Origin of the sequence: Catenovulum sp. 2E275, assembly GCF_025515275.1 — a bacterium.
GTDB lineage: Bacteria > Pseudomonadota > Gammaproteobacteria > Enterobacterales > Alteromonadaceae > Catenovulum.
This window is the reverse complement of record NZ_JAOPFU010000054.1, coordinates 1-22918: the sequence shown is the minus strand read 5'-3', so window position 1 is coordinate 22918 and position 22918 is coordinate 1. Positions and strand designations below refer to the sequence as shown.

Genomic DNA, 22918 nt, shown 5'->3' with positions numbered 1-22918 from the left:
CAATTTAACGGTTAGCGCAACGCAAACCGACACAGCGGGTAACACCTCAACAGCGGCCAATACCACAGTGCGCTTAGATAATGTAGCCCCATCAGAGCTAAGCATCACCACCCCAATAGAAATAGATGGCATTATAAATGGTGCAGAAGATAACGATGTATTAATTACCGGCAGTGGCGCTGAGTCTGGCGGCAGTATTACTGTGATAATACATGATGGCGCAAATAGTTTAAGTAAAACATTGACCGCAGGTGGTAGCGGTAATTGGACTCTTTCTGGCTCTGAGTTTGATGTGAGTAGCTTTAATAATGGCAACTTAACGATCAGTGCAACCCAAACTGATGCGGCAGGCAATACCTCAAGTGCTGCTAGCACAACTGTCACTTTGGATAATACGGCGCCAAGTACTCCTGTGATCACAACACCTATTGAAATCGATAATATTGTTAATGCAGGTGAGGACGATACTGTTTTAATTTCTGGCAGCGGTGCAGAAGCAAATGTTAAATTAACAATTATCATTGATAGTATTTCAATTGAAACCACATCTGATGCAAATGGTGACTGGACCATTGAAAGTAATGAGCTGGATATCAGTGCATTAAACAATGGTTCATTAACTGTTACTGTGAATCAAACCGATAGTGCAGGTAATACATCAGCTAATGCAGAACAAGAGATCACTTTAGATAATTCAGCGCCAAGTGCTCCTGTTATTATTAATCCAATAGCCACAGACAATATTATTAATGCTTCTGAGGATGAAGCAGTTTATTTAAGTGGAACTGCAGAATCGGGCGCTAAATTAAATATCAGTATTACTGACACAGCCAATAATGCCGCTATTACCACACAAGTTACGGCGGATAGTAACGGTAGCTGGAATTTATCTGGTAATGAACTCGATGTTTCTGGGTTAACTAATGGAGAGTTAACTATTTCAGCTACTCAAACTGATACTGCTGGTAATATTTCATCAGCAGTCAGTGAAACTGTCACTCTAGATAACATGATTTCATCGGTTGATATCACAACGCCAATTGAAGGTGATAATTATATTAATGCAGCGGAAGATAATGATGTATTAATTACAGGCTCAGGTGCTGAGACTAATGCAACTGTAAGTATTCAAATAACAGATGGCAGCAATACTGAATCAGCTCAAGTAACAGCAGATGGTAGCGGTAATTGGACTCTTTCTGGCTCTGAGTTTGATGTGAGTAGCTTTAATAATGGCAACTTAACGATCAGTGCAACTCAAACTGATGCGGCAGGCAATACCTCAAGTGCGACTAGCACAACGGTGACGTTAGATAATACAGCGCCAAGTGCCCCGGTTATTAGTACGCCTGTAGAGGGTGATAACTATATTAATGCAGCGGAAGATAATGATGTTTTAATTACAGGTAGTGGTGCGGAATCTAATACCAATGTCACGGTTACTATATCTAGTGATATGACTAGCTTAAGTAAAACCGTTACATCCGATAGCAGTGGTAATTGGACCCTTTCGGGCTCTGAATTTGATGTGAGTGGTTTTAATAATGGCAGCTTAACGATCAGTGCAACCCAGACCGATGCGGCAGGTAATACCTCAAGTGTGGCGAGTTCAACTGTCACTTTAGATAATATGGCGCCAAGTAGCCCTGAGATCACAACACCTATTGAAATTGATAATGTTGTTAATGCTGGGGAAGACGATACAGTTCTTATATCTGGTAGCGGGGCAGAGCCAGGGGCAACGTTATTAATTAGTATTGATGGTGTTCAAACTCAAGTTATAGCTGATGCGAGTGGCAACTGGACAATAGCAACTCAAGAGCTGGATATTAGTGCCTTAAATAATGGCTCCTTAACGGTAACCGTTGTTCAGACTGACTCAGCAGGAAATACTTCGAGCAGCTCTACGTCAACTATTACATTAGATAACAATATTCCTGATGCTCCAGTCATTATTTCGCCTATTGAAGGCGATAATGTCATTAACGCTAAAGAGGTAAATACAGTAATTGTAACTGGTACTGGTGAATCAGGGGCTAATATCAACCTCTCAGTAACGGATGCCACGAATAACTCTACAGTTAATACACAAGTGACTGTTGATACTGAAGGTCACTGGAGCCTATTAACTCAAGAGATTGATTTATCTACTTTAGCTGATGGAGAGTTGACTATTAGTGCAAACCAAACTGATAGTTCTGGCAATACGTCTTTAGATTCTACAGTGACAGTTTTAAAGGATACTCAATTACCTAAAATAGCTAGTTTTGATGTAACGTCAGGCGATTTTAATGCAGGTGATCTAATTAATATCACTGTTAACTTAACTAAAGATGTTAATGTAGCCGCCGCTGAGTCTACTTTAGATTTAGAAATTGGTAGTGTGACTAAGCAGGCTGGTTTTGTTTCTGCAACACAAAACAGCCTACATTATCAATATTTAATTGAAGCTGGTGATAACGATGATGATGGTATTGTTATAGTAGCCAATAGCTTAAACCTTAACTCTGGATCTGTTGAGGATTCTGCTCAAAACCCACTGGATATAACTTTTACTAATGAGCATAAAGTCAATTCGAAAGTAGACACTCAAGCACCTGAGCAGCCTATTTTATTGGCTCCATTAACAATAACCACTATTAATGCTAATAACTACATTATTCAAGGTACTCATACCGAAGATAATATTGAAATTCAGCTTTATTTAGATGCTGACAATGATGGGCAAGCAGATGAACAAACGCCATTAACTGTCACTTCAGTCATTGATGGTAAATGGTCTATTGATGTTGAATTAACCGACAACGCGACTCATAACTATGTTGTTAAAGCAGAAGATAAAGCAGGTAATACATCAATCTTGACTGATGTATCTAGTATTGTCGAAGACTCTACTAATCCAGCAGACTTTGAGGTAGGTATTAGCCAAAATTTAATCGATTTAACTAATGATACTTCAGCTAGTTTTGTTTTAAATGGAGGGGAAATAGGGAGTACTTACCAATATACCATTCGAGATATTAATAATAATGAAATTACTGGCAGTGGATTAGTTTCGGCCGAAAGTCAATTAATAGAAGGTATTGATGTCAGTAGTTTGGTGGAAGGAAAACTTACAATATCAGTAACATTAACGGATATGGCTAACAATCATTCAAATGTTATTACTGATACAGTGGAAAAACTTTACCAAAAAGCACCAGTTATCACGCAAGGTGAATCAGTTTCTGTCAATATGAGTGAAGATGCCTCACCTCAAGCATTTGTTTTATCTTTAGATGCAACTGATGCAAATAATGACAGTTTGGTTTGGTCTGTTCAAACGGCAGCTCTACATGGATTGGCTGCTATTAATAACCAAGGTGCTAATGCATCTGTTCACTATACTCCTGAACCTAATTTCAATGGTAGCGACAGCTTCATTATTCAGGTAAGTGATGGGATCGAATCCGATAGTATTTTAGTAAACGTAAATGTGAATGCGGTAAATGATGCTCCTGTCGGTCAGAGTCTAACTTTCATACTAAATGAAGATTCAGGCCAATTTATTGAACCTATCTTGTCAGATATAGATAGCGATAGCTTGTCAGTAATAATAAAACAAAATGTTCAAAACGGAACTTTAAATGCATCAGGTCTTGGTTGGCATTATCAACCTAATGCTAATTTTAATGGAGACGATAGTTTCATTTATACTGTATCTGATGGCGAAGCTGAATCAGTTCAATACACAGTTAATTTAAAAGTTAATGCTGTTAATGACTTACCAACTGCTCAGCCTGATACTTTTACAATGATCAAAGCTGACAATGACCAATATACTTTGGATGTATTAGCTAATGATTCAGATATAGACGGGGATGCTTTGATATTAGAAGGGGCCAAGGCAAGTGTCGGTTCTGTTACTATTAGTGGTGGACAATTACTATATCAAGCACCAGCAAACTTTGTTGGTAATGTCAGTTTTAGCTATTCTTTAAGAGATGGAAATAAAGGGCGAGCTCAATCAGTTGCTCAGTTACAAATTACTGGGACGCAATTAGGGCAGCCACCTATTGTGACTGCTCCTAATGATGTTGAAGTTAATGCAACCGCCCTATTTACCAAAGTTAATCTTGGGGTTGCGACGGCAACTGATGCGTTAGGTAACCCATTGCCAGTCTCTTTAGTGGATGGTTCTACTTTATTTAAACCAGGTAAACATAAGGTATATTGGCAGGCAACTGATGGTGCAGGTAATCAAACAACGGTTGAACAAAATATTACGATTCACCCACTCGTTTCGCTTGGAAAAGATCAAACACTCACCGAAGGTAATACTGTTAACCTTAAGGTCTTTTTAAATGGCCCTGCACCAGAATATCCTGTTATTGTTCCATTCTCAGTGGGTGGAAGTGCTATAAATGGGACTGATTTTGAACTTTCACAATCAGAGATAGAAATTACTTCAGGTACACAAGCTCAAATTAGCTTTGAGTTATTTACAGATAACGAAACTGAAGTTGATGAAACTATCATCATTACATTAGATGATAGTTTAAATTTAGGGGCTGCGAGCCGTACTACAATTAGAGTAAGTGAATCAAATATAGCGCCTAATGTGACTTTATCTGTGAGTCAAAACTCTCAAAAACGTCTCACTGTTAGTCAAAGTGAAGGGATAGTTCAGATAACTGCTTCGGTTACAGATCCAAACCCAAATGATAGTTTTAACACTAGTTGGTTAAGTGAAAACATTAATAACTTAAGCTCAGAGGATATGATTTTTGAATTTGAGCCAGCGGATATTGCTGTTGGTGTTTATCCAATTGAGTTTACAGCAACAGATGCTGCGGGATTAACCGCTAAACAAACTGTTTATATTGATGTACAAGCTAGTTTAACCACCTTAACAGGACAAGATTCAGACGGAGATTTAATTCCTGATGAGCAAGAAGGTTATGCTGATGAAGATGGTGATGGTATTCCAGATTATTTAGACTCCATTAACGACTGTAATGTCATTCCGGAACAAGTTAATCAGCAAAATGGTTTCTTAGTTGAAGGTGAACCGGGTATTTGTTTACGCAAAGGTGCAACTTCAGCTATTAGCCAAACAGGTGGATTATTATTAGATGACGGACAAGTTGATAATCAATTAGGTGCTGATAATGATGCGAATAATGTCGGTGGTGTATTTGACTTCATTGCGTATGGCCTTCCACAAACTGGGCAGAACTATAAACTAGTATTGCCTCAGGTTGCACCAGTTCCAGAAGGAGCTGTCTATCGTAAATTTAGCAATAGCTTGGGTTGGTACACGTTTGTTGAAGATACCAACAACTTGATTCATTCTAGCTTAGGTGAACCAGGCATTTGTCCACCGCCGGGAGATGCTAGTTGGATTGCGGGGCTAACACCAGGACATTGGTGTGTCCAACTTACTGTAGAAGACGGTGGTCCAAATGATAATGATGGCCTAGCAAATGGCTCTATTATCGATCCAGGTGGGGTCGCTGTTATTAATACAGGCAATATTCCTCCTAATGCAGAAAATGATCTAGCTCAGTTAGCTTGGAATACCAGTGTTACTGTTGATGTATTAAATAATGATTCTGATGCGGATGGCGATATTATTAATATCACGAGTGTCTCTGCAAGTTTTGGTGAAGTTATAATCAACGCTGATAATACGATTAACTATACGCCAAATGTAAATTATGCAGGAAATGATTTAATTCAGTATGGTATTACAGACAATAAAGGTGGAACAGATGCTGCTCAGGTTTCAGTTACTATTAAACCGAATCGAAATCCAATAGCTCAAATTGATACCTTAAATATTGATGGTAGTCGAACTGTTGAGATTAATGTATTAATAAACGATTCTGATATTGATGGTGACAGTTTAATTATCACTTCAGCAGCAGCTATGTACGGAACAGTTAATGTGGTTAATAATCGACTCATGTATGATGCGAAAGATTATATTGGCGAAGATACTATTAATTATACCATTTCGGATGGTCAAGGTGGTCAAGCTAATAGCTCTGTGAACGTAACAGTTACTGGTCCTGAGGTGATAAAAGTTACTAACCAATCGTCAGGTGGTAGTACAGGTATTTGGGGCTTATTTGGTTTAGTTAGTGCCATCTTTACACGCAAAAAGTTACGTCAGTATAAACAAGCTAAAGGACAAAAATAATGAAAGGGCAAACAATGAAAGGTAAACAACAATTGAAAGTTTTAAATCGCCCGGTATTTTTAAGTCTTTTAATGGGGATGAGTTTTTACTCATTCTCTAGCCTTGCTGCGCCATATAGTATGTCATTCACACTTGGGCAAGCGAATACCGAATTAGGGAAAAATCATGTTGATATTCTTGATTCAGATAAAAGCGATTCAAGTTGGGGTATTGAGTTTGGTTATGACTTTGAATTAGCTAAGTTAAAAATAGGCTATATAGACTTAGGTGAGGGTAGTGTTACGCTTCAGGCTGATAGTTATACGCCAGAGCAATACCATGAAACTGTAAAAAATGTTGCGCCAGTTTTAATTGAAGGTGTAACAATCGGTGCTGAAACTATATTATTTGAAAATAATAACTGGTTTTTAAATGGACAGCTCGGTGCTGTTATTTGGCAAAATGTAATAATTAGCCAGAGTGATTCTGGTGCTACATATAAATCTAAAGAAAGAGGCACTGAAAGCTATTTTGGCTTGTCGGGTGGTTATCAACTAACCTCAAACTGGTCAGTATCGGGTCAATATCGTGGCTATATACTCAGTGAATATATTAGTGATATATCTATTAAACTCGCATATCAATTTTAGAGTCTAGTGATTAAGATAATGCCAACTGTAAGTTGTATTTAATTTACAGTTGGTATGTACGTATACTTTTATGTAGATATAGGCTAATTTATTAAAACTAAGCTTTTTAATAATCGAACTTTATGAATTAACTATATATTTTAAAGGTTTGCTCTCGGTTAATTCCAGAAAACCAACTTTGAGTTACATTAAGCTCTTGGTCAAGCAAAACCCAATCTGCCGGATAACCCACTGCAATTTTGCCCAGTTTTTGTGATTGATTTAGCCAGTGAGCTGGGGTGCTCGTCGCCATTTTTAACACATCAGATAAGGGCAATTGCAGATCATTAACACAATTTTTAACTGCTTGTTGCATCGATAAATGCGAACCCGCAAGCTGGCCGGTTAAAATGGTTAACTTATCCTGATTTAAATAAATGGTTTCACCAAATAAACTAAATGAATTCTGATCGCTACCGATTAAAGCCATAGCATCTGTTACCAGAGCTAGTTTATCCGCGCCTTTAAGTTTGAAGGCTAATTTAGCCATTTCAGGATGCACATGGTGATGGTCGATAATAATGCCGCAAAAAGCTTGTTCCGCCATTAACGCCGCGCCAACCATGCCCGGTTCTCTACTGGTTAATGGCGACATTGCATTAAATAAATGAGTAAATCCGTTAGCTCCGGCATTGAGTGCATTTTGAGCAGTTAGCAAATCGGTATTTGAATGACCTAAACAAATAATCCAACCTAATGATTTTAAGTGTTTGATATCATCTGGGCTGACACACTCAGGGGCGAGGGTGATCATTTTTATCCCTAAATCATTGCGCTCAAACACCTGCCACTCAGCAGCCGAAATCGCCCGAATATGCGCTTGAGGGTGTACACCTTTTTTCGGTACAGATAAATGCGGCCCTTCAAAATGAATGCCTAAAATGCCCGGCAAGTTAATTGAAATCGCCTGACTAACCGCATCGGCTGCTTGCTTCATAATTTCAATATCATCTGTGATCACAGTTGGCATAATACCAGTGGAGCCAAACTGACTATGGGCATAACTCATTTGTTTGAGAGTATTTAGGTTGGGCGCATTATTAAACAGCAAACCGCCACCACCATTTACCTGAACATCAATAAATCCAGGGCTTAACATGCCTTGTAACTCAATAGCCTGTGTTGTTTTATTATTCAGCTCTATTGCGCTGACACGGCCATTTTCGACTGTTATAAGTGGGTTGCCAAGGAGTTGTTGACCATCAAATAATTGTTGGGGGCGAAATTGCTGTTTCATCATTATTGTGTCCGGGTAACTTTATTTAAACCTAAAGGTGCATCGGGATTATAACCAAGCTCAACCGAAACTGTGGCAATATCTACATAGAATTTTTGTAATACTAAAATAGGGGCAAGTCTTGGATGACAATCCATAACCACCTGATTTAGGTGAATAAGATTTGAACCTCTTGAGGCTAAATCCTGCATTTGGGTTTGATGTATTTCACGGCTTTCATCGTCAATATCAATCTCAATTGCGGGAATTTTTTTACCGGCTAAAGCAATTGGACCATGCACAAACTCCGCACTGCTGTAGCTTTCGGCATGAATAGAGCAAACTTCTTTTAATTTAAGTGCGATTTCTCGTGAAACTGCATAGCCTAAACCACGACCAAGTACAACACAGTTATTCATCTCAATAAATTGTGAAGTGCTCAGTTGAGTTGCAGAGTCAATCACGGTTTGCAGATGTTCCGGTAATTGGTTTAAGCTTTCAATTAATTGTTTATCCTGCTGCCAGTAAGCGACTAGCTGGCAAATGGCCGATAGGGTACATAAATAGCTTTTAGTTGCAGCTACAGCCGCTTCAATACCAGCACCGAGTGGTAATAAAAAATCACAACTGGTTGCCAATGGTGATGTTTCGTCATTGACTAAAGCTACAGTTGTTGCGCCTGCTTTTTTTGCCATATCAAGTTGAGCCAGTATATCGGGGCTACGACCTGATTGTGAAATAGCGAGTACTAAAGTGTCTGCTAAGTCTAACTTTTTATGGTAGACACTGGCAACAGAGGGAGCGGCATGCGAAACGGAAACACCGGCTTCGATTTCTATTAAATATTTCGCGAATACGCCTGCATGATCAGATGATCCCCGACCAATGATGTAAACAAACTTTGGTGGTTTAATACGAAGGTTTTCACCTAACAACTCTGCTTGTTTCTGGTTCTTTATTAATTGATTTTTTATTAGCTGCGGTGTTTCACGAGCTTCTTTTTCCATAATGGTATTAGACATAATTTACCCTCAAAATTTAGATGAAAGACCTAATTGATTTAAAGCAAAAACTACAGCGCCATAATCCGGCTGATAGATTGCTGGTTGTATTTGAGCTGAGACTGTTTTATCTAACCAGGGTCGTAACCGAGCGGAAATTCCCCCAATCATAGATAAACGGCTTGGTTTGTGGCTTAACAATTCTTTTGCTAAAGCAGAAATTTGATCTGCACCTTGCTGAATTATATGAGAAGCAGCTAGATCCTGACTTTCTGCTGCCTCAAATACAAATGGTGCTAGTTTTGCAAAATCAACTGGCTTGGCGGTTAACATAGTTTCAGCCAAGTGGAGCGCATTTTTGCAACCTATAAAATTTAAAATGATTTCGCTCATAACAGTTTTATCTGCTAAACCATCCAAAGAGCGTAAAATATAACGCAAAGCTTCAAATCCAATCCAAGCACCGCTACCATAATCACCGAGTGGAAATCCATGGCCACCGATAAGTATATTCTCTGAAGGCTTAACGACTAAGCCAGATGAACCCGTGCCAACAATAATAACAGCACCTTCAGGCTGGTTATGAGCACCTAAGCAAGCAATATGTAAATCGGTAGTCAAAAAGCAAGATTTAAAAGGGTGCTCCCACTTGCTCATTTGTTTATACACAGGAGCTAAGTTAATACCTGCTATACCCATACCAGCATGGATATCAGATAATTTAAGCTGACTTAAACCTGCATTTTCAATAGCTCGGTGACTGGCTTCAATAATCGAGTGAATTGCAGTATCTAAGTGCCGAGTTGGGTTTGCTGAGCCAGATAGGCCCGCACCTAAAATCCCTCTTCTTGTTGAATATAGACGAGCACGACACTGTGTTCCTCCACCATCAATGCCTATTACATAAATTTCTTCACTCATGTTATTTCCACCTATAGTAATTTTATACTGCATTTAATAATGACAGCGCTGTCATTATTGAATCATTTTAATGACACCGGTGTCAATATGGATTAGAATATTTTATTAAAGAAACTAGGATTACTCTCAAGATTTATTACAGTTGGAGAAAATGCATAAAGCAGACAAGTTGGGGACCGCACCAAACATCCCATAGTTTGAGCCTTGGGAAACTTTACAGCGCTTCAACTACTGCGTTATATTGAGCCTGAAAAGTGCCTACATTTATGCTTCACTAATATGTTTTCTATTGAAAGTGCCGTGATATCTCTAACACATGTATCTTGAGGTAACACAGGTATCGGAGCTTATTTCAGCTAAATTAAATATTTCCAAATGATTATCTTGTTTTATGAAAATAACGATTAACGATGTTGCTAACTTAGCTGGTGTTTCAATTAAAACCGTTTCCCGAGTGATGAATAATGAGTCTGGGGTTCGACAGAGTACAATTGATAAAGTTAGAGTAGCTGCCACAGAGTTGAACTATCAACCTAGTCAAGCTGCACGTAATTTGGCTAGTAAGCGATCTTATGTAGTGGGTTATATTTATGATAATCCAAATGCTCATTATGTTATTGATATGCAAAATGGTATTTTACAAACTTGCAAAAATAATCACTTTGAGTTGTTAATTTATCCGGTTAATAGCAAATCCCCTGATTTTTTGGAAGAATTAAGTGAAATGTTAAAATATTCTCAGATATCTGGAGTCGTTTTAACCCCTCCATTATCTGAAATGTTAGATGTAATTAGGTTACTTAATACACAAAAAATTAAAGTTGTGAGAATATTATCGGGCCAAAAACCTCCTGAAAACATTTCTCCTTGTGTATTGGTTAATGACAAACAAGCAGCGTTTCAGATCACTGAGCATTTAATTCTACAAGGCCATACTAAAATTGCTTTTTTGTGCGGTGATCGAGCTCATTCTTCAACTCAACAGCGCCTTAGTGGCTATTTGAATGCGCTTGAGCAATATAAAATTAGAATTAACTTAGACTGGGTTATTGATGGTGAATATTTATTTGAATCCGGTGTGCTAGCTTGTGAACAAATATTAGCTCTTGAGCAGAGGCCAACAGCGGTATTTGCCTGTAATGATGAAATTGCCGCAGGCGCTTTATTTGCAGCGCGGTTAAATGGGTTAGATGTACCAAAAAATCTAGCCATTGCTGGATTTGAGGATAACCCGTTTTCGCGCCAAACCTGGCCTAAATTAACTACAGCCGCCCAGCCAACCAGACAAATTGCGAGCCAAGCCGCTGAGCTATTACTTCAAACCTTTAAGCCAAATAATAAAAATGAAAACTCAATAAATAGTATTGTATTTGAACCTAAGCTCGTTGTGCGTGAATCAACTTCATATTCGATTATCAAAAATCAATTTAAAACGGGCCAAACAAAGCAGTAAATGAGTCATTATTCTCAAAAAAATTAAATCCGACTTGAACTTTAGCTAGTTAGTCACAATCTAGTAGAGAGTATTAACCAGAATAGTATTGTCCTTAAACTATTAACCAAGGAGCGAAAGCATGGCAAGTGTTACATTAAAAGGCAATCCAATTGAAACTGTAGGTGATTTACCACAAGTAGGTAGTCAAGCCCCTAATTTTACATTAGTTAAGTCAGATTTATCTGAAGTATCATTAGCTGATTACAAAGGCAAAAAATTAGTTTTAAATATTTTCCCGTCGGTTGATACTCCAACTTGTGCAACCTCTGTGCGTAAATTTAACGAGCAAGCGGCTGCATTTGAAAATACGAAAGTATTATGTGTATCAGCAGATTTACCATTTGCATTAGGTCGTTTTTGTGGTGCAGAAGGCATTGAGAATGTTGAAGCTGGCTCTGGCTTTAGATCATCTTTTGGTCAGGATTATGGCTTAACTTTTTCTACAGGCCCGTTAGCTGGCTTATATTCACGTAGCGTCGTGGTAATTGATGAAGACGGCAAAGTTATTTATAACGAGCAAGTTGCTGAAACGGCAGATGAGCCAAATTATCAAGCTGCTTTGGCTAGCTTATAATCTAGCGAATTCTAAAGCATAAAGTGGCAGTGTTCACTGTCACTATTTTTATAAATTTCAATTGATTATACTTATTTTTATTATCTTCTTTTCTTATAATTGCCTTTTTACAATGTGAACTTTTCTACAAAAAATAAAATTAAGTTAATTTTTATTTAACAATTGTTTAACTTTGAGGTATCTTAATTCGGGTTCGGGATTCTAATAAAAATAGAATGAGGTTTTACAATGTTATTAAGGATATTTGCTATTTTTGCGATAGTCGCATCTGCCATTGCAGGTTGTAGCAAACTAACGGCTGCAAATTATCAGCAAGTTAAAGCCGGCATGGATATTCAACAAGTTCATGACATTTTAGGTGAGCCGACAGAATGTATCTTAATTGATGAGACCAAACAATGTGTCTGGGGTGATTCTCATAAAAATATTAAAATTGCATTTGTAAATAACAAAGCCACGCTAACCGCCCAAACTAACATTCAATAATTTCGTTTTCAGGATAAGTTTTATGGTCAGCTTATCCGGCTTCTTTTTAACTTATCTTAATTTATTGTCTCTTCAATGATTGCCCTTTTATTTACATACCTTGTACTAAAAACGTTTTGGTTGCTCAGAAAGCAGTATCTTTAATTGGCTTAGGTATATTTATCGCATCTTGGCATGGTAATTCTGAAAAACTTGTCCATAATAGGCGCATATTTTTTAGTTCGCACACCTGAGTTTGCACCAATTAATTCCAGAGGGAAATATGACTGAACAAACCTTTATCAAAGGCAAAGATTCTGCACTTGAAACATCCATTGATACCATGCATGCAAAGTTAAAAAAGCATGGTTTTGAAGTTGAAGAAGCATCCTGGTTAAATCCGGTTGCTAACTGTTATTCAGTTCATATTAAAGATCCAACTTGTGGCTTAATGTTTACCAATGGTAAAGGGGCAACCGCAAAAGCTTGTTTAGCCAGTGCATTAGGTGAATATTTTGAGCGTTTAAGCTGTAACTACTTTTTTGCTGATTTTTATTTAGGTGAAGAAATTGGTAACGCTGAATTTGTTCATTACCCAAATGAAAAATGGTTTGACCACGATGGTGAAAATATGCCGGAAGGTTTAATGGATGAAAGCCTTTGGGATCATTTTGATCCAAACCGTGAGTTAAGCCCAGCGCAAATTTTTGACTGGAACTCTGGCGCGGGTGAACGCGGAATTTGTGCCGCGCCTTATCATAGAGTACGTGACGGTAAAGACATTTATATTCCAATTAATGTTATCGCTAATGTATTTGTTAGTAATGGTATGTCGGCTGGTAATACGCAAAACGAAGCGAGAGTTCAGGGGTTATCGGAAGTATTTGAGCGTTATGTAAAAAATAAAATTATTGCTGAAGGCATTTGTTTACCGGAAGTTCCAAAAGAGGTACTAGCGCGTTTTCCTCAAATTGAAGCGGCATGTCAGGAATTAGAAAGCCACGGTTTTCATTTACGTATTGCTGATGCTTCATTAGGCGGAAAGTATCCGGTTATGAGCGTGACTTTAATTAATCCGGTAGATGGTAGTGTATTTGCCTCATTTGGTGCGCATCCAAGTTTTGAAGTTGCACTTGAGCGTACCGTGACCGAATTACTACAGGGACGCAGTTTAGATCAGCTTAATGTATTCCAACCAGCCAGTTTTGATGAAGAAGAAATCGCATCGGCACATAATATCGAGTTACATTTTATTGACTCTAGTGGTTTGATTTCTTATGACTTTTTTAAAGACCAAGCCGATTATGAATTTGCCGACTGGGATTTTGACTCAGACACAGCAACTGAATACCAAGCGTTAGTGGATATTATTCATCAGCTTGGGTTTGATATTTATATTTCAGATTATCGTCATTTAGATGTGTATGCCTGCCGTATTTTAGTGCCTGGCATGTCAGATATTTATCCGGTAGATGAGATTTTATGGAATAACAATAACGATGGTGCGCTATTCCGCGAAGCATTTTTAACTCTACCAGAATTAGACGATGAAGAACTGGCCGAAGTATTTGATGGTTTAGAAGAGGGTGGTTATAACGATGCATTAGCCGCCGCTGAATTTATTGGCTTAGCACCGGATGCCGGTACACTTTGGGCGGATATGCGTTTAGGTGAGTTAAAAGCATTAATTGCAATGGCAATGCAAGATGAGCGTGCAATTGACTGGGTAAACTGGTGTTTACATTTAGATCAGTTAAACGAAGAAAACACTCGTAAGTATCGCTGTTTACAAGCCTTGTTAGAAATAAAATGGGACGATAACCGCGAATATGCCCCTTATCTTAAATCATTAGGTTTAATGTATGGTGAGGCGTTAACTCAATTATGTTTGGATATGGTTGAAGCAAAAGTTAAATTCCACGGTTTACATTGTCCGGGATTAAGTTTAGCTGGGTTTAATACTCATCAAAAATTATTAGCAGGTTATAAAAAGTTACAAGCAGCCAAAGCGAGCAACTGGTCATAATCATTTTGAAATAAGCCGAGTTGATATAAATTAATGAATCTAAGAAGCCCTGAATATTCAGGGTTTCTTAGGCTCTTTTATGTATGATATTTTGAATAAACCATTAAATTGATGGGAAAATAATAGTTAAGAAAGAGCAACCCTCTATAAGCTGCTATCAATATATTCCAGACTACTATAACCTAAATAAATTGGGTAAAGCTAAACTCAAGGCTGGGATAAAAGTAATTAATAACAGCCCTATTAACTGTAATAAAAATATAGGCATTAACGGCTTAATTACCGCTGATATTTTTTGGTTAGAAATGCTACAGGCGACAAACAACACAGTGCCAACTGGTGGGGTGACAACACCTAAAGCGAGGGCATAAACCAAAATAATCCCGAAATGAACTGGATCGACACCTAATCCGGTCACAACCGGAAAAAATATCGGGGTAAAAATCAACATGGCCGGTGACATATCCATAAATACGCCAACAACTAGCAATACTGCAACAATTAACAGTAAAACCAGATACTTATTATCGCTAAGGCCGGTTAATAGCTGGCCGACAGTATCTGGAATTGAAGCAAATGTCATTGTCCAACTCATCATGCCTGAACAGGCGATTAAAAAGAGAATTACGCCGGAGACAATGGCGGTTTCTAAAAAGATATTAAATAAAGCTTTAACACTGAGCGAACGGTAAAGCAGCGCTAATAATAAGCTATAAATTACGGCTACCCCTGAGCCTTCAATTGCAGTAAATAATCCGCCTAAAATCCCACCAATCACAATAAAAACTAATAATAAACTCGGTAATGCCCGATTTAAAATAGCAAACTTTTGGGCACTGCTGGTTTTATTTTCCTCTGCTTGGTAGCCTTGTTTTTTGGCATAAAAATAAGCGGAGATCATCACCGCAAACGCCATGATCATGCCCGGAATATAACCGGCAATAAATAACGAAATAATCGAGGCGCTGCCGCCAGTAATGAGCGAATAAACAATTAATGCGCCAGATGGAGGAATGAGCATACCGCAAGGGGCGGATGCGGCGTTAACTGCGGCTGTCATTGGCATATCATAATTTTTTTCTTTGGCTACCGGATTAATAATACCGCCAATAGCTGAAGCTGAAGCGATGCCTGAGCCGGATAAAGTACCAAATAATGCATTAGCAACCACATTTGATTGCCATAAACTGCCGGGCACTTTTCCGCCAATTAACATAGCTAAATCAATGAGTCTTCTGGCTAAACCGGTTTGATTCATTATGCTGCCCGCTAAAATAAAAAACGGCAGGGCTAAAAAGCCAAAACTGTCTAAACCGTTAAAAATGGTTTGTCCGGCGGTTGGGATTAACGGGGCAAAATCCACCTGTAAAGCAAGGGTAAATAAACCCGAAAATGCCAGCCCAATCGCAATGGGTGTACCCAAAATTAAAAATACAAAAAATACCGCAAACAAAACAAATAAAGAAAACAGCTCTAAATGATAACTTACCAAATAGCTGAATAAACTTGAGCGGGCAAACAACCAAATTAAACAACCAACTAAAACAGAGATAAATAACACCAATAAAAAATCGACTGAGTTGGTATTTTGTCGTTTGAGTAATTTACTTAACTCACCAAATTGAGAGGCAATAATCATTAAGCCACTAAGCGCCATGCCAAGCTGCAATACCCCCACCGGAATTTGAAACATCGCGGTTTTCATTTGTTGGTTATCAAAATAAGATTGCAAACCGGCAATCAAAAATAGCAAACCGAAAATTAAGGTAATACTTGCATTAAATAGCTCAAGTCGGGCTGCGGTTTTAGCGGATGATTTTTCAATTAAAATAGGTAAATTTAAGTGTCTGCTAACGATAAAACAGTAGCCGCCGCCAATTAGCCCAAGCCAAATTAGGGCGTAACGTAAAAATTCCTGAGTATATTTACTTGGCGAATTAAAGATAAATCTTGATGTGATTTGATAAGTAATTGCAATTGCCATTGCAGCCAGTAATATCACTAAAAAATATTGCAGCGGCTTATTAAGCCACTGATTAAACTTGTTTTGTGCTGGTGTGATAACCGTTTCAGCACTGACAGAATTTGGATTTTGCATAAATACTTCTCGTTAAAAAGAACGGTTTTCTATTTTAAAAATGGTGTTAAGCAGATTCGCTTTGTCAGGGTCAGTTAACGCTGCGCTATAAAGCGGTTTTACTCTGGCAATAAATTCATCTTTATCGACCGGATAAAAAGTCACATTTTCTTCTTCAATTAATTTTTGTTTATTAATCCGTTCATTTTGTTCAGCAAATTCAATCGACTTATTGCTGATTTTGGCAAATTCCTGCTCAATAATTTGTTTTTCTGTTGCCGTTAGGCTGTTTTGAAACTGACTACTGGCAATCACAAAATCAGTTAAACGGGTATGTTCTGTTAGCAGTACATATTTTGCGACATCACTAAACTTTGCCTGATAAATACCGGCGATCCCACCTTCAGCCCCATCTACTACGCCTTGTTGCATGGCAGAATAAAGCTCTCCAAATGGCATTGCAGTTGGCACAGCGCCAAAACTTGCCAGCATTTGCATATAAGTTGGACTTGAAATAGTACGCAAACGTAAGCTTGATAAATCTGCTCGGTTGCGGATGGGAGTTGTTGCATAAATGCTTCTGAAATCACTGCTTAAATAGCCTAAAAATGTAAATCTATGTTTTTGGGATGAATCAAATAAAGCCTGACGTACCTGCTGGTTATTCATTACCTTGCGATATTCTTCAACTGAACGGAATAAATAAGGCATATTCATCACCCCTAAAGCCGGAATAACCGACTCAATTGAGGCACTGTTAATTAAACCTATATCAATAACACCACGCTGAATATGCTGAAAATATTGCAGTTGATCGCCTAATACGCCGCCGTGAAACACTTTAAAACGAATTTGATGATTGGTTTTTTGTTCTACATTTTTGACAAACTCAGCAATGAGTTTTCCGGCAGTGCCGTCGGCTTGAATATCTGTGACAATTTTAAAGGTTTTAACCGGTTTATCATTTGCCTGAGCGGTTTGCCAAATAACGCAGCTCAACAAATATAAGCACAAACTTAAACAGCTTTTAGTTAGGTTCATTATTTAAAAACTCTGCAAATTTCAGCGTTACCCAATTGTAGTTAAATTAAAGCGCTGACTTGTTAATAGTGTAAATAAATTAAATTTCATTGATTGGGTAACGATAACATTTTATGAAGTTATTTCAACTTAAAGCAATAAAATAGTCTAAAATTAATTTGAGTGAATAGGTAAATTGATTATTGAGCTAACCGCTTAAAATCGCGTTTATTTGACTAATAATCTGAAAAATAATGAATTATTAATTTATTTATTGATGGTTTTATTACTCTGATCGTACCCAATTTAGGGAATTGAATGTTTTTTGATTACAATTATAAAATCTTCTTTACAAATTCATTTGGTATCGATATCATTTTGTTGTTTTTGTTTTCCAAGCGCATTTTGGATAAGCAACAAGCCGTTATGTTTGAGTTGCGGTTTGTTGCTTAAATTTATTTGGAGTGGTTATGTCAAACTTTAGAGAAACGTCTGCCGATGTGGGGCAAAGCATAATAAGAGAAGATTTGTTAAATCAAGATAAATTCTTAAATGCAAAACCGCTAAGCCAGTCGTTGTTAGCACAAGCTAAAGCGACAGTGCTGAAAAAAGTAGCGCAGAATATTGAGTATTTTAAAGACCAATATCCTGAACCAGCTGCTGAAAACGGCATTTATAAAAAAATAGATAATGTTGAATGGACCAGTGGTTTTTGGAGTGGTCAACTCTGGCTGGCGTATCAGTTATCGGGTGACAAACCATTTTTAGAGGCTGCATTAGCGCAAATTCCGTCGTACAAACACAGAATAGATAACCGGATTGAAGTTGATCATCATGATCATGGCTTTTTATATTTATTGTCTTGTGTTGCAGGCCATAAAATTGTTGGTGATGAAACCGCAAAACAAGCAGCGCTTCAATCGGCCGATTGTTTATACGAAAGATACATCGAAAGTGGTGGCATTATTCAAGCTTGGGGTCATTTAAATGATCCGGCCGAAGCCGGACGTATGATCATTGACTGTAATTTAAATTTACCCATTTTATATTGGGCTAGCGAACAAACCGGTGACGCTAAATATAAAGAGGCGGCAAATTGCCACATTCGTAAAGCGCTTAAATATTTAATCCGCGATAATGCCTCTACTTTCCATACTTATTTTATTGATACTGTAACGGGCGAAGGTAAATATGGCGCAACCCATCAGGGACACGCCGATGATTCTTGTTGGGCGCGTGGGCAGGCTTGGGGTATTTCCGGCTTTCCGTTTGTATATCGCTATTATCCTGCTCCGGCCTTAATCGAACAGGCCTGTCGGGTGAGCAATTATTTTTTAAACCGCTTGCCGGATGATTTAGTGTGTTACTGGGACTTAGATTTTACCCAAGGCGATGAACCGCGAGATTCTTCAGCGGCTGCGATTGCTGTATGCGGTTTGCTTGAATTAGTTAAATACCTGCCATTACAAGACCCCGACCGAGAGACTTATCTGATAGCCGCAAAAGCCATTATGGCGAGCTTAATTGAAAACTATAGCTGTGATTCTAATGTACCGGGGACAGGTTTGTTAAAACATGCGGTTTACCATAAACCTAAAAATATTGGGGTAGATGATTACTGCACTTGGGGTGATTATTTTTATATGGAAGCTTTGGTTCGTCTTGAGCAAATTTGGGAGCCGTACTGGTGATTAGAATTGGTATTGATTTTGGCGGCTCTAAAATTGAGGCTGCTGCGCTGGATCAGCATGGTGAATTTTTACAAAGAGTCAGAGCAAATACGCCAGATAATTATTCCGAAGCCTTAAATACGATCCGTGGTTTAGTCACTGATATTGAAATGCGGCACGGCAGTGGTTTAGCGGTTGGCATTTGTATGCCGGGTTCAGTTTCTACTGTAACTGGTAAATTACGTAACTCCAACCGGTTGTATATGAACGGCAAAGATGTACAGGCCGATATTGAATCTGCACTTAACCGTAAAGTAAAAATTGCTAACGATGCAAATTGTTTTGCGTTATCAGAAGCATTTGACGGAGCAGGCAAAGGCAAAAATGTGGTTTGCGGGATTATTTTAGGCACTGGCTGCGGCGGCGGGATTGTGGTTAACACCAAGCTGGTCGAAGGTGCTAACGGCATTGCTGCCGAGTGGGGGCATAACTCGTTGCCTTGGCCTAATTTTCAGGAACTAAATGGCGGGCCAGAATGCTATTGCGGCAAAATGGGGTGTTTGGAGCAATGGATTTCAGGCAGTGGTTTAAGCCGTTGTTATCAGGCCAGAACCAAACAAATTAAAACCGGCAAAGAAATTGTCGAATTAGCCGCACAGGGTGAATCTGCCGCAGTTTATGAAATTTCAGCTTTAACTAATCGACTTGCACGGGCTATTGCCAGCATTTGTAATGTGGTTGACCCGGATGTGATTGTATTAGGCGGCGGTTTATCAAACCTGCAATCTTTATATACCGCTTTACCCGCCTTGGTTGAGCAATTTGTATATGCCGATAGCTGGCATGGAAAAATACTACCGCCGGTTTGGGGCGACTCTTCAGGGGTGCGCGGTGCGGCTCGGTTATGTGATTAACCCCTTATTTTTTAAACTAGTTATTTAGGTGCAATATGACTCAGGATTTATTTTCAGTTAGCGGTAAAGTGGTACTTATTACAGGCGCAAGCCGTGGCATTGGTAAAGCACTTGCTTTAGGGTTTGCCAAAGCTGGTGCAAAAGTGATTTGTGCCAGCTCAACCGCTGGTGGAGCAGCACAAACGCTGGCTGAAATTAACGCTTTGGGCGCAAGTGCGGGCGAAGTATTTGCCGATTTATCGGATCATACCGCAGTTGAAAAAATGGCGGTTAACGCGCTGGCAATGTTTGGCAAAATTGATGTGTTGATTAATAACGGCGGAACTATTTCGCGTTATCCTGCGACGGATTATCCTTTTGCTGAATTTCAAAAAGTAATCGATGTAAATTTAAATTCAGCTTTTTTATTAAGCCAGATAATAGGTAAACAAATGCTGGCGAATGGCGGCGGAAAAATCATAAATATCGCTTCTATGTTGTCTTACACCGGCGGTTTAACCGTGCCGGCTTATACCGCCAGCAAACATGCAATTGCCGGTTTAACTAAAGCGTTGGCCAACGAGTGGGCGATTAATCATATTCAGGTAAATGCCATCGCTCCGGGCTATTTTGCGACTGATAATACGCAGGCTTTACGCGACAACGCTGAGCGGAATCAGGAAATTAAAAAGCGTATTCCGGCAGGTCAATGGGGGCAGCCAGAACAATTGCTCGGCGCTGCTTTATTTTTAGCCAGTCAAGCCAGTGATTATGTTAACGGTCATATTCTGGCGGTTGATGGTGGCTGGTTAGCGCGCTAATTTTACTTGATTTAACTCTAAATCCTAATCAAATAAAAGTGATTAAGACAATGAAAATACTCACAATTTCAAAATATATTAGTTTAGCTGCGGTGCTGCTTAGTACATCGGCTTATACATCCGAGCCAGCTAAAATACGGCCAGTGACAACCGATAATCAGGGGATTTGGCAACCTGATTTAGGCAATGGCAAATATCAAAACCCTGTTTTAAATGGCGATTATTCTGATCCAGATGTGGTTAGAGTTGGCGACGATTTTTATTTAACTTCGTCCAGTTTTGGTTTTGTCCCCGGCTTACCTGTTTTACATTCAAAAGATTTGGTGAACTGGTCTGTCGTGAGCTATGCCTTGCCTATACCGCCAAAAGCTGAACATTTTTCAGCACCGCGTCATGGCGGCGGGGTATGGGCACCGACCATTCGTTACCATAATAATCAGTTCATGATTTATTACGCTGATCCAGATTGGGGCACGTATGTTGTTACCGCTAAATCGGCCAGTGGCCCTTGGAGTGAGCCGGTATTAGTGGATGATACTTTAGGGTTAATAGATCCGGCTCCATTTTGGGATGAAGACGGACAAGGCTATTTAGCTTATGCCTATGCCAATTCGCGCTCAGGCAAACACAATATTATTGAGCTAAAAAAACTCTCTGCCGATGGCAAAAAAACTTACGGCGAGCCAAAAATTATTATTAACGGCGCTGACTATCCAAAAGTAAAAACCTCACAGGGTGATATGCCGTGGTTTACGATAGAAGGCCCCAAGCTTTATAAGCGTGGTGAATATTATTATATTTTTGCACCGGCTGGCTCGGTAAAAGCCGGTTGGCAGGGCGTATTTCGCGCAAAAAATATAAATGGCCCTTATCAGGCCAGACAAGTGATGGATCAGGGCAGCACCGATATTAACGGGCCGCATCAGGGCGCTTGGGTAACCACCGAATCTGGTGAAGATTGGTTTTTGCATTTTCAGGATACAGATTCATACGGTCGACGAGTATTTTTACAGCCTATGCAGTGGCAAAAAAATGGCTGGCCTTTGATTGGCAAACGTCAGGGAAATGAAGCATACGGCGAGCCTGTCTGGCAGTACCAAAAACCTAATGTCGCCAAGCAGCCAGTGACAACACCCGTGGTGAATGACGATTTTGATAATGGTTTTAATTTAAGCTGGCAGTGGAGTGCGCTACCAAGAGCTGATTGGGTTGATACATCGGTTAAAGGCAAATTGCGTTTAAAATCGGTTTCGTCATCTGAAAATTTATGGCAAGCAGGCAATTTATTAACCCAAAAATTACCGGGGATGGCATTTTCAGCAATCACCAAACTGGAAATGCAGCCAAAACGGGTTGGTGAACGCGCTGGTTTATTAGTCTTAGGTTATGGTTACAGCTGGATTGGGTTAGAAAACACGACCGATGGACTTCGCCTAGTTAGAGTTAACCGACCTGAAGCGCATGAATTTGCAGACGAAAATGTTTTAACTGCGCCTGTTAAAATTGAGCGTGCGGTTTATTTAAAAATGAAAGTAGAGCCAGTGGTTGTGACCGAACATGAGCCGGATTACCCCGCTTATTTTGACTCTATGTTGCGTTCTTATCGGGCAAAAGTGCAATATTTTTATAGCTTAAACGGGCAGGATTACCACGCATTAGGTAGCCCGATTATCGCTGAACAAGGGCGCTGGGTTGGCACTAAAATTGGGTTATTTGCACAGGCTAGCAGTAATACTCCTGCGTATGTATCAACCACTGTAGGTTATTCAGATTTTGAGTTTTTTAAAGTCATTAAATAACCTCAATTCGGTTTAATGAATATGTTTCAAACGGCCTTTTTTCGCGGGTACTGCGTTAAATTCACTTGCAATACGACCCCATGGATGG

15 protein-coding genes are annotated in these 22918 nt (G+C 39.0%); 10 read left to right on the top strand and 5 right to left on the bottom strand.

Annotated elements, in window-relative coordinates; translation table 11 throughout:
- Positions 1–67 precede the first annotated feature (67 nt).
- Positions 68–6184, top strand: coding sequence for an Ig-like domain-containing protein (locus N7931_RS17180; RefSeq protein WP_262795575.1), 6117 nt, complete (start codon positions 68–70; stop codon positions 6182–6184).
- The gene (locus N7931_RS17175) at positions 6184–6813 is read left to right on the top strand and encodes a hypothetical protein (RefSeq protein ID WP_262795574.1); all 630 of its coding nucleotides are present in this window, start codon (positions 6184–6186) and stop codon (positions 6811–6813) included. Before N7931_RS17180 ends, N7931_RS17175 begins: the two co-directional genes overlap by 1 nt.
- A 127-nt stretch (positions 6814–6940) precedes the next feature.
- On the opposite strand, the gene nagA is transcribed toward N7931_RS17175, so the two are convergent.
- The 3 genes from nagA to nagK are packed head-to-tail and all read right to left on the bottom strand — an operon-like array spanning position 6941 to position 9990.
- Positions 6941–8092, bottom strand: a complete 1152-nt coding sequence (gene nagA, locus N7931_RS17170; RefSeq protein ID WP_316250592.1) for an N-acetylglucosamine-6-phosphate deacetylase — start codon at positions 8090–8092, stop codon at positions 6941–6943.
- On the bottom strand, positions 8092–9090 hold the full coding sequence (gene nagB-II / locus N7931_RS17165; protein WP_262795573.1) for a glucosamine-6-phosphate deaminase NagB-II: 999 nt from the start codon (positions 9088–9090) through the stop codon (positions 8092–8094). The genes nagA and nagB-II overlap by 1 nt, the downstream gene beginning before the upstream one ends.
- A 9-nt stretch (positions 9091–9099) precedes the next feature.
- The gene (gene nagK, locus N7931_RS17160; RefSeq protein ID WP_262795572.1) at positions 9100–9990 is read right to left on the bottom strand and encodes an N-acetylglucosamine kinase; all 891 of its coding nucleotides are present in this window, start codon (positions 9988–9990) and stop codon (positions 9100–9102) included.
- Between the two features lie 391 nt (positions 9991–10381).
- On the opposite strand from nagK, the gene N7931_RS17155 reads away from it, so the two are divergent.
- From N7931_RS17155 to ycaO, 4 genes are all read left to right on the top strand, one after another.
- Positions 10382–11443 carry a LacI family DNA-binding transcriptional regulator gene (locus N7931_RS17155; RefSeq protein WP_262795571.1) on the top strand — a complete coding sequence of 354 codons (1062 nt, stop codon included), beginning with the start codon at positions 10382–10384 and terminating at the stop codon, positions 11441–11443.
- A 121-nt stretch (positions 11444–11564) separates the two neighbouring features.
- A complete protein-coding gene (gene tpx / locus N7931_RS17150; RefSeq protein ID WP_262795570.1) occupies positions 11565–12059 on the top strand; it encodes a thiol peroxidase in 495 nt (164 codons plus the stop codon).
- 228 nt (positions 12060–12287) lie between these two features.
- A complete protein-coding gene (locus N7931_RS17145) occupies positions 12288–12545 on the top strand; it encodes a DUF3862 domain-containing protein (protein ID WP_262795569.1) in 258 nt (85 codons plus the stop codon).
- 262 nt (positions 12546–12807) lie between these two features.
- Positions 12808–14550 (top strand): 30S ribosomal protein S12 methylthiotransferase accessory factor YcaO, encoded by a 1743-nt coding sequence (gene ycaO / locus N7931_RS17140; protein WP_262795568.1) that lies wholly within the window; start codon positions 12808–12810, stop codon positions 14548–14550.
- Between the two features lie 175 nt (positions 14551–14725).
- Here ycaO and N7931_RS17135 read toward each other — a convergent pair whose 3' ends face one another.
- Positions 14726–16648, bottom strand: coding sequence for a TRAP transporter large permease subunit (locus N7931_RS17135; protein ID WP_262795567.1), 1923 nt, complete (start codon positions 16646–16648; stop codon positions 14726–14728).
- 12 nt (positions 16649–16660) lie between these two features.
- Positions 16661–17626 carry a TRAP transporter substrate-binding protein DctP gene (gene dctP / locus N7931_RS17130; protein WP_262795566.1) on the bottom strand — a complete coding sequence of 322 codons (966 nt, stop codon included), beginning with the start codon at positions 17624–17626 and terminating at the stop codon, positions 16661–16663.
- A 491-nt stretch (positions 17627–18117) separates the two neighbouring features.
- Between dctP and N7931_RS17125 the strand changes: the two genes are divergently transcribed.
- The 4 genes from N7931_RS17125 to N7931_RS17110 are packed head-to-tail and all read left to right on the top strand — an operon-like array spanning position 18118 to position 22830.
- Positions 18118–19338: a glycoside hydrolase family 88 protein gene (locus N7931_RS17125; protein WP_262795565.1), complete on the top strand. Its 1221-nt coding sequence runs from the start codon at positions 18118–18120 to the stop codon at positions 19336–19338.
- Positions 19335–20231 carry an ROK family protein gene (locus N7931_RS17120; RefSeq protein WP_262795564.1) on the top strand — a complete coding sequence of 299 codons (897 nt, stop codon included), beginning with the start codon at positions 19335–19337 and terminating at the stop codon, positions 20229–20231. The genes N7931_RS17125 and N7931_RS17120 overlap by 4 nt, the downstream gene beginning before the upstream one ends.
- 35 nt (positions 20232–20266) lie before the next feature.
- Complete coding sequence (locus N7931_RS17115; RefSeq protein WP_262795563.1) at positions 20267–21031, top strand: SDR family oxidoreductase; 765 nt, start codon at positions 20267–20269, stop codon at positions 21029–21031.
- A 50-nt stretch (positions 21032–21081) separates the two neighbouring features.
- Entirely contained in the window at positions 21082–22830 is a 1749-nt protein-coding gene (locus tag N7931_RS17110; protein ID WP_262795562.1) for a glycoside hydrolase 43 family protein, read from the top strand.
- Positions 22831–22918 lie beyond the last annotated feature (88 nt).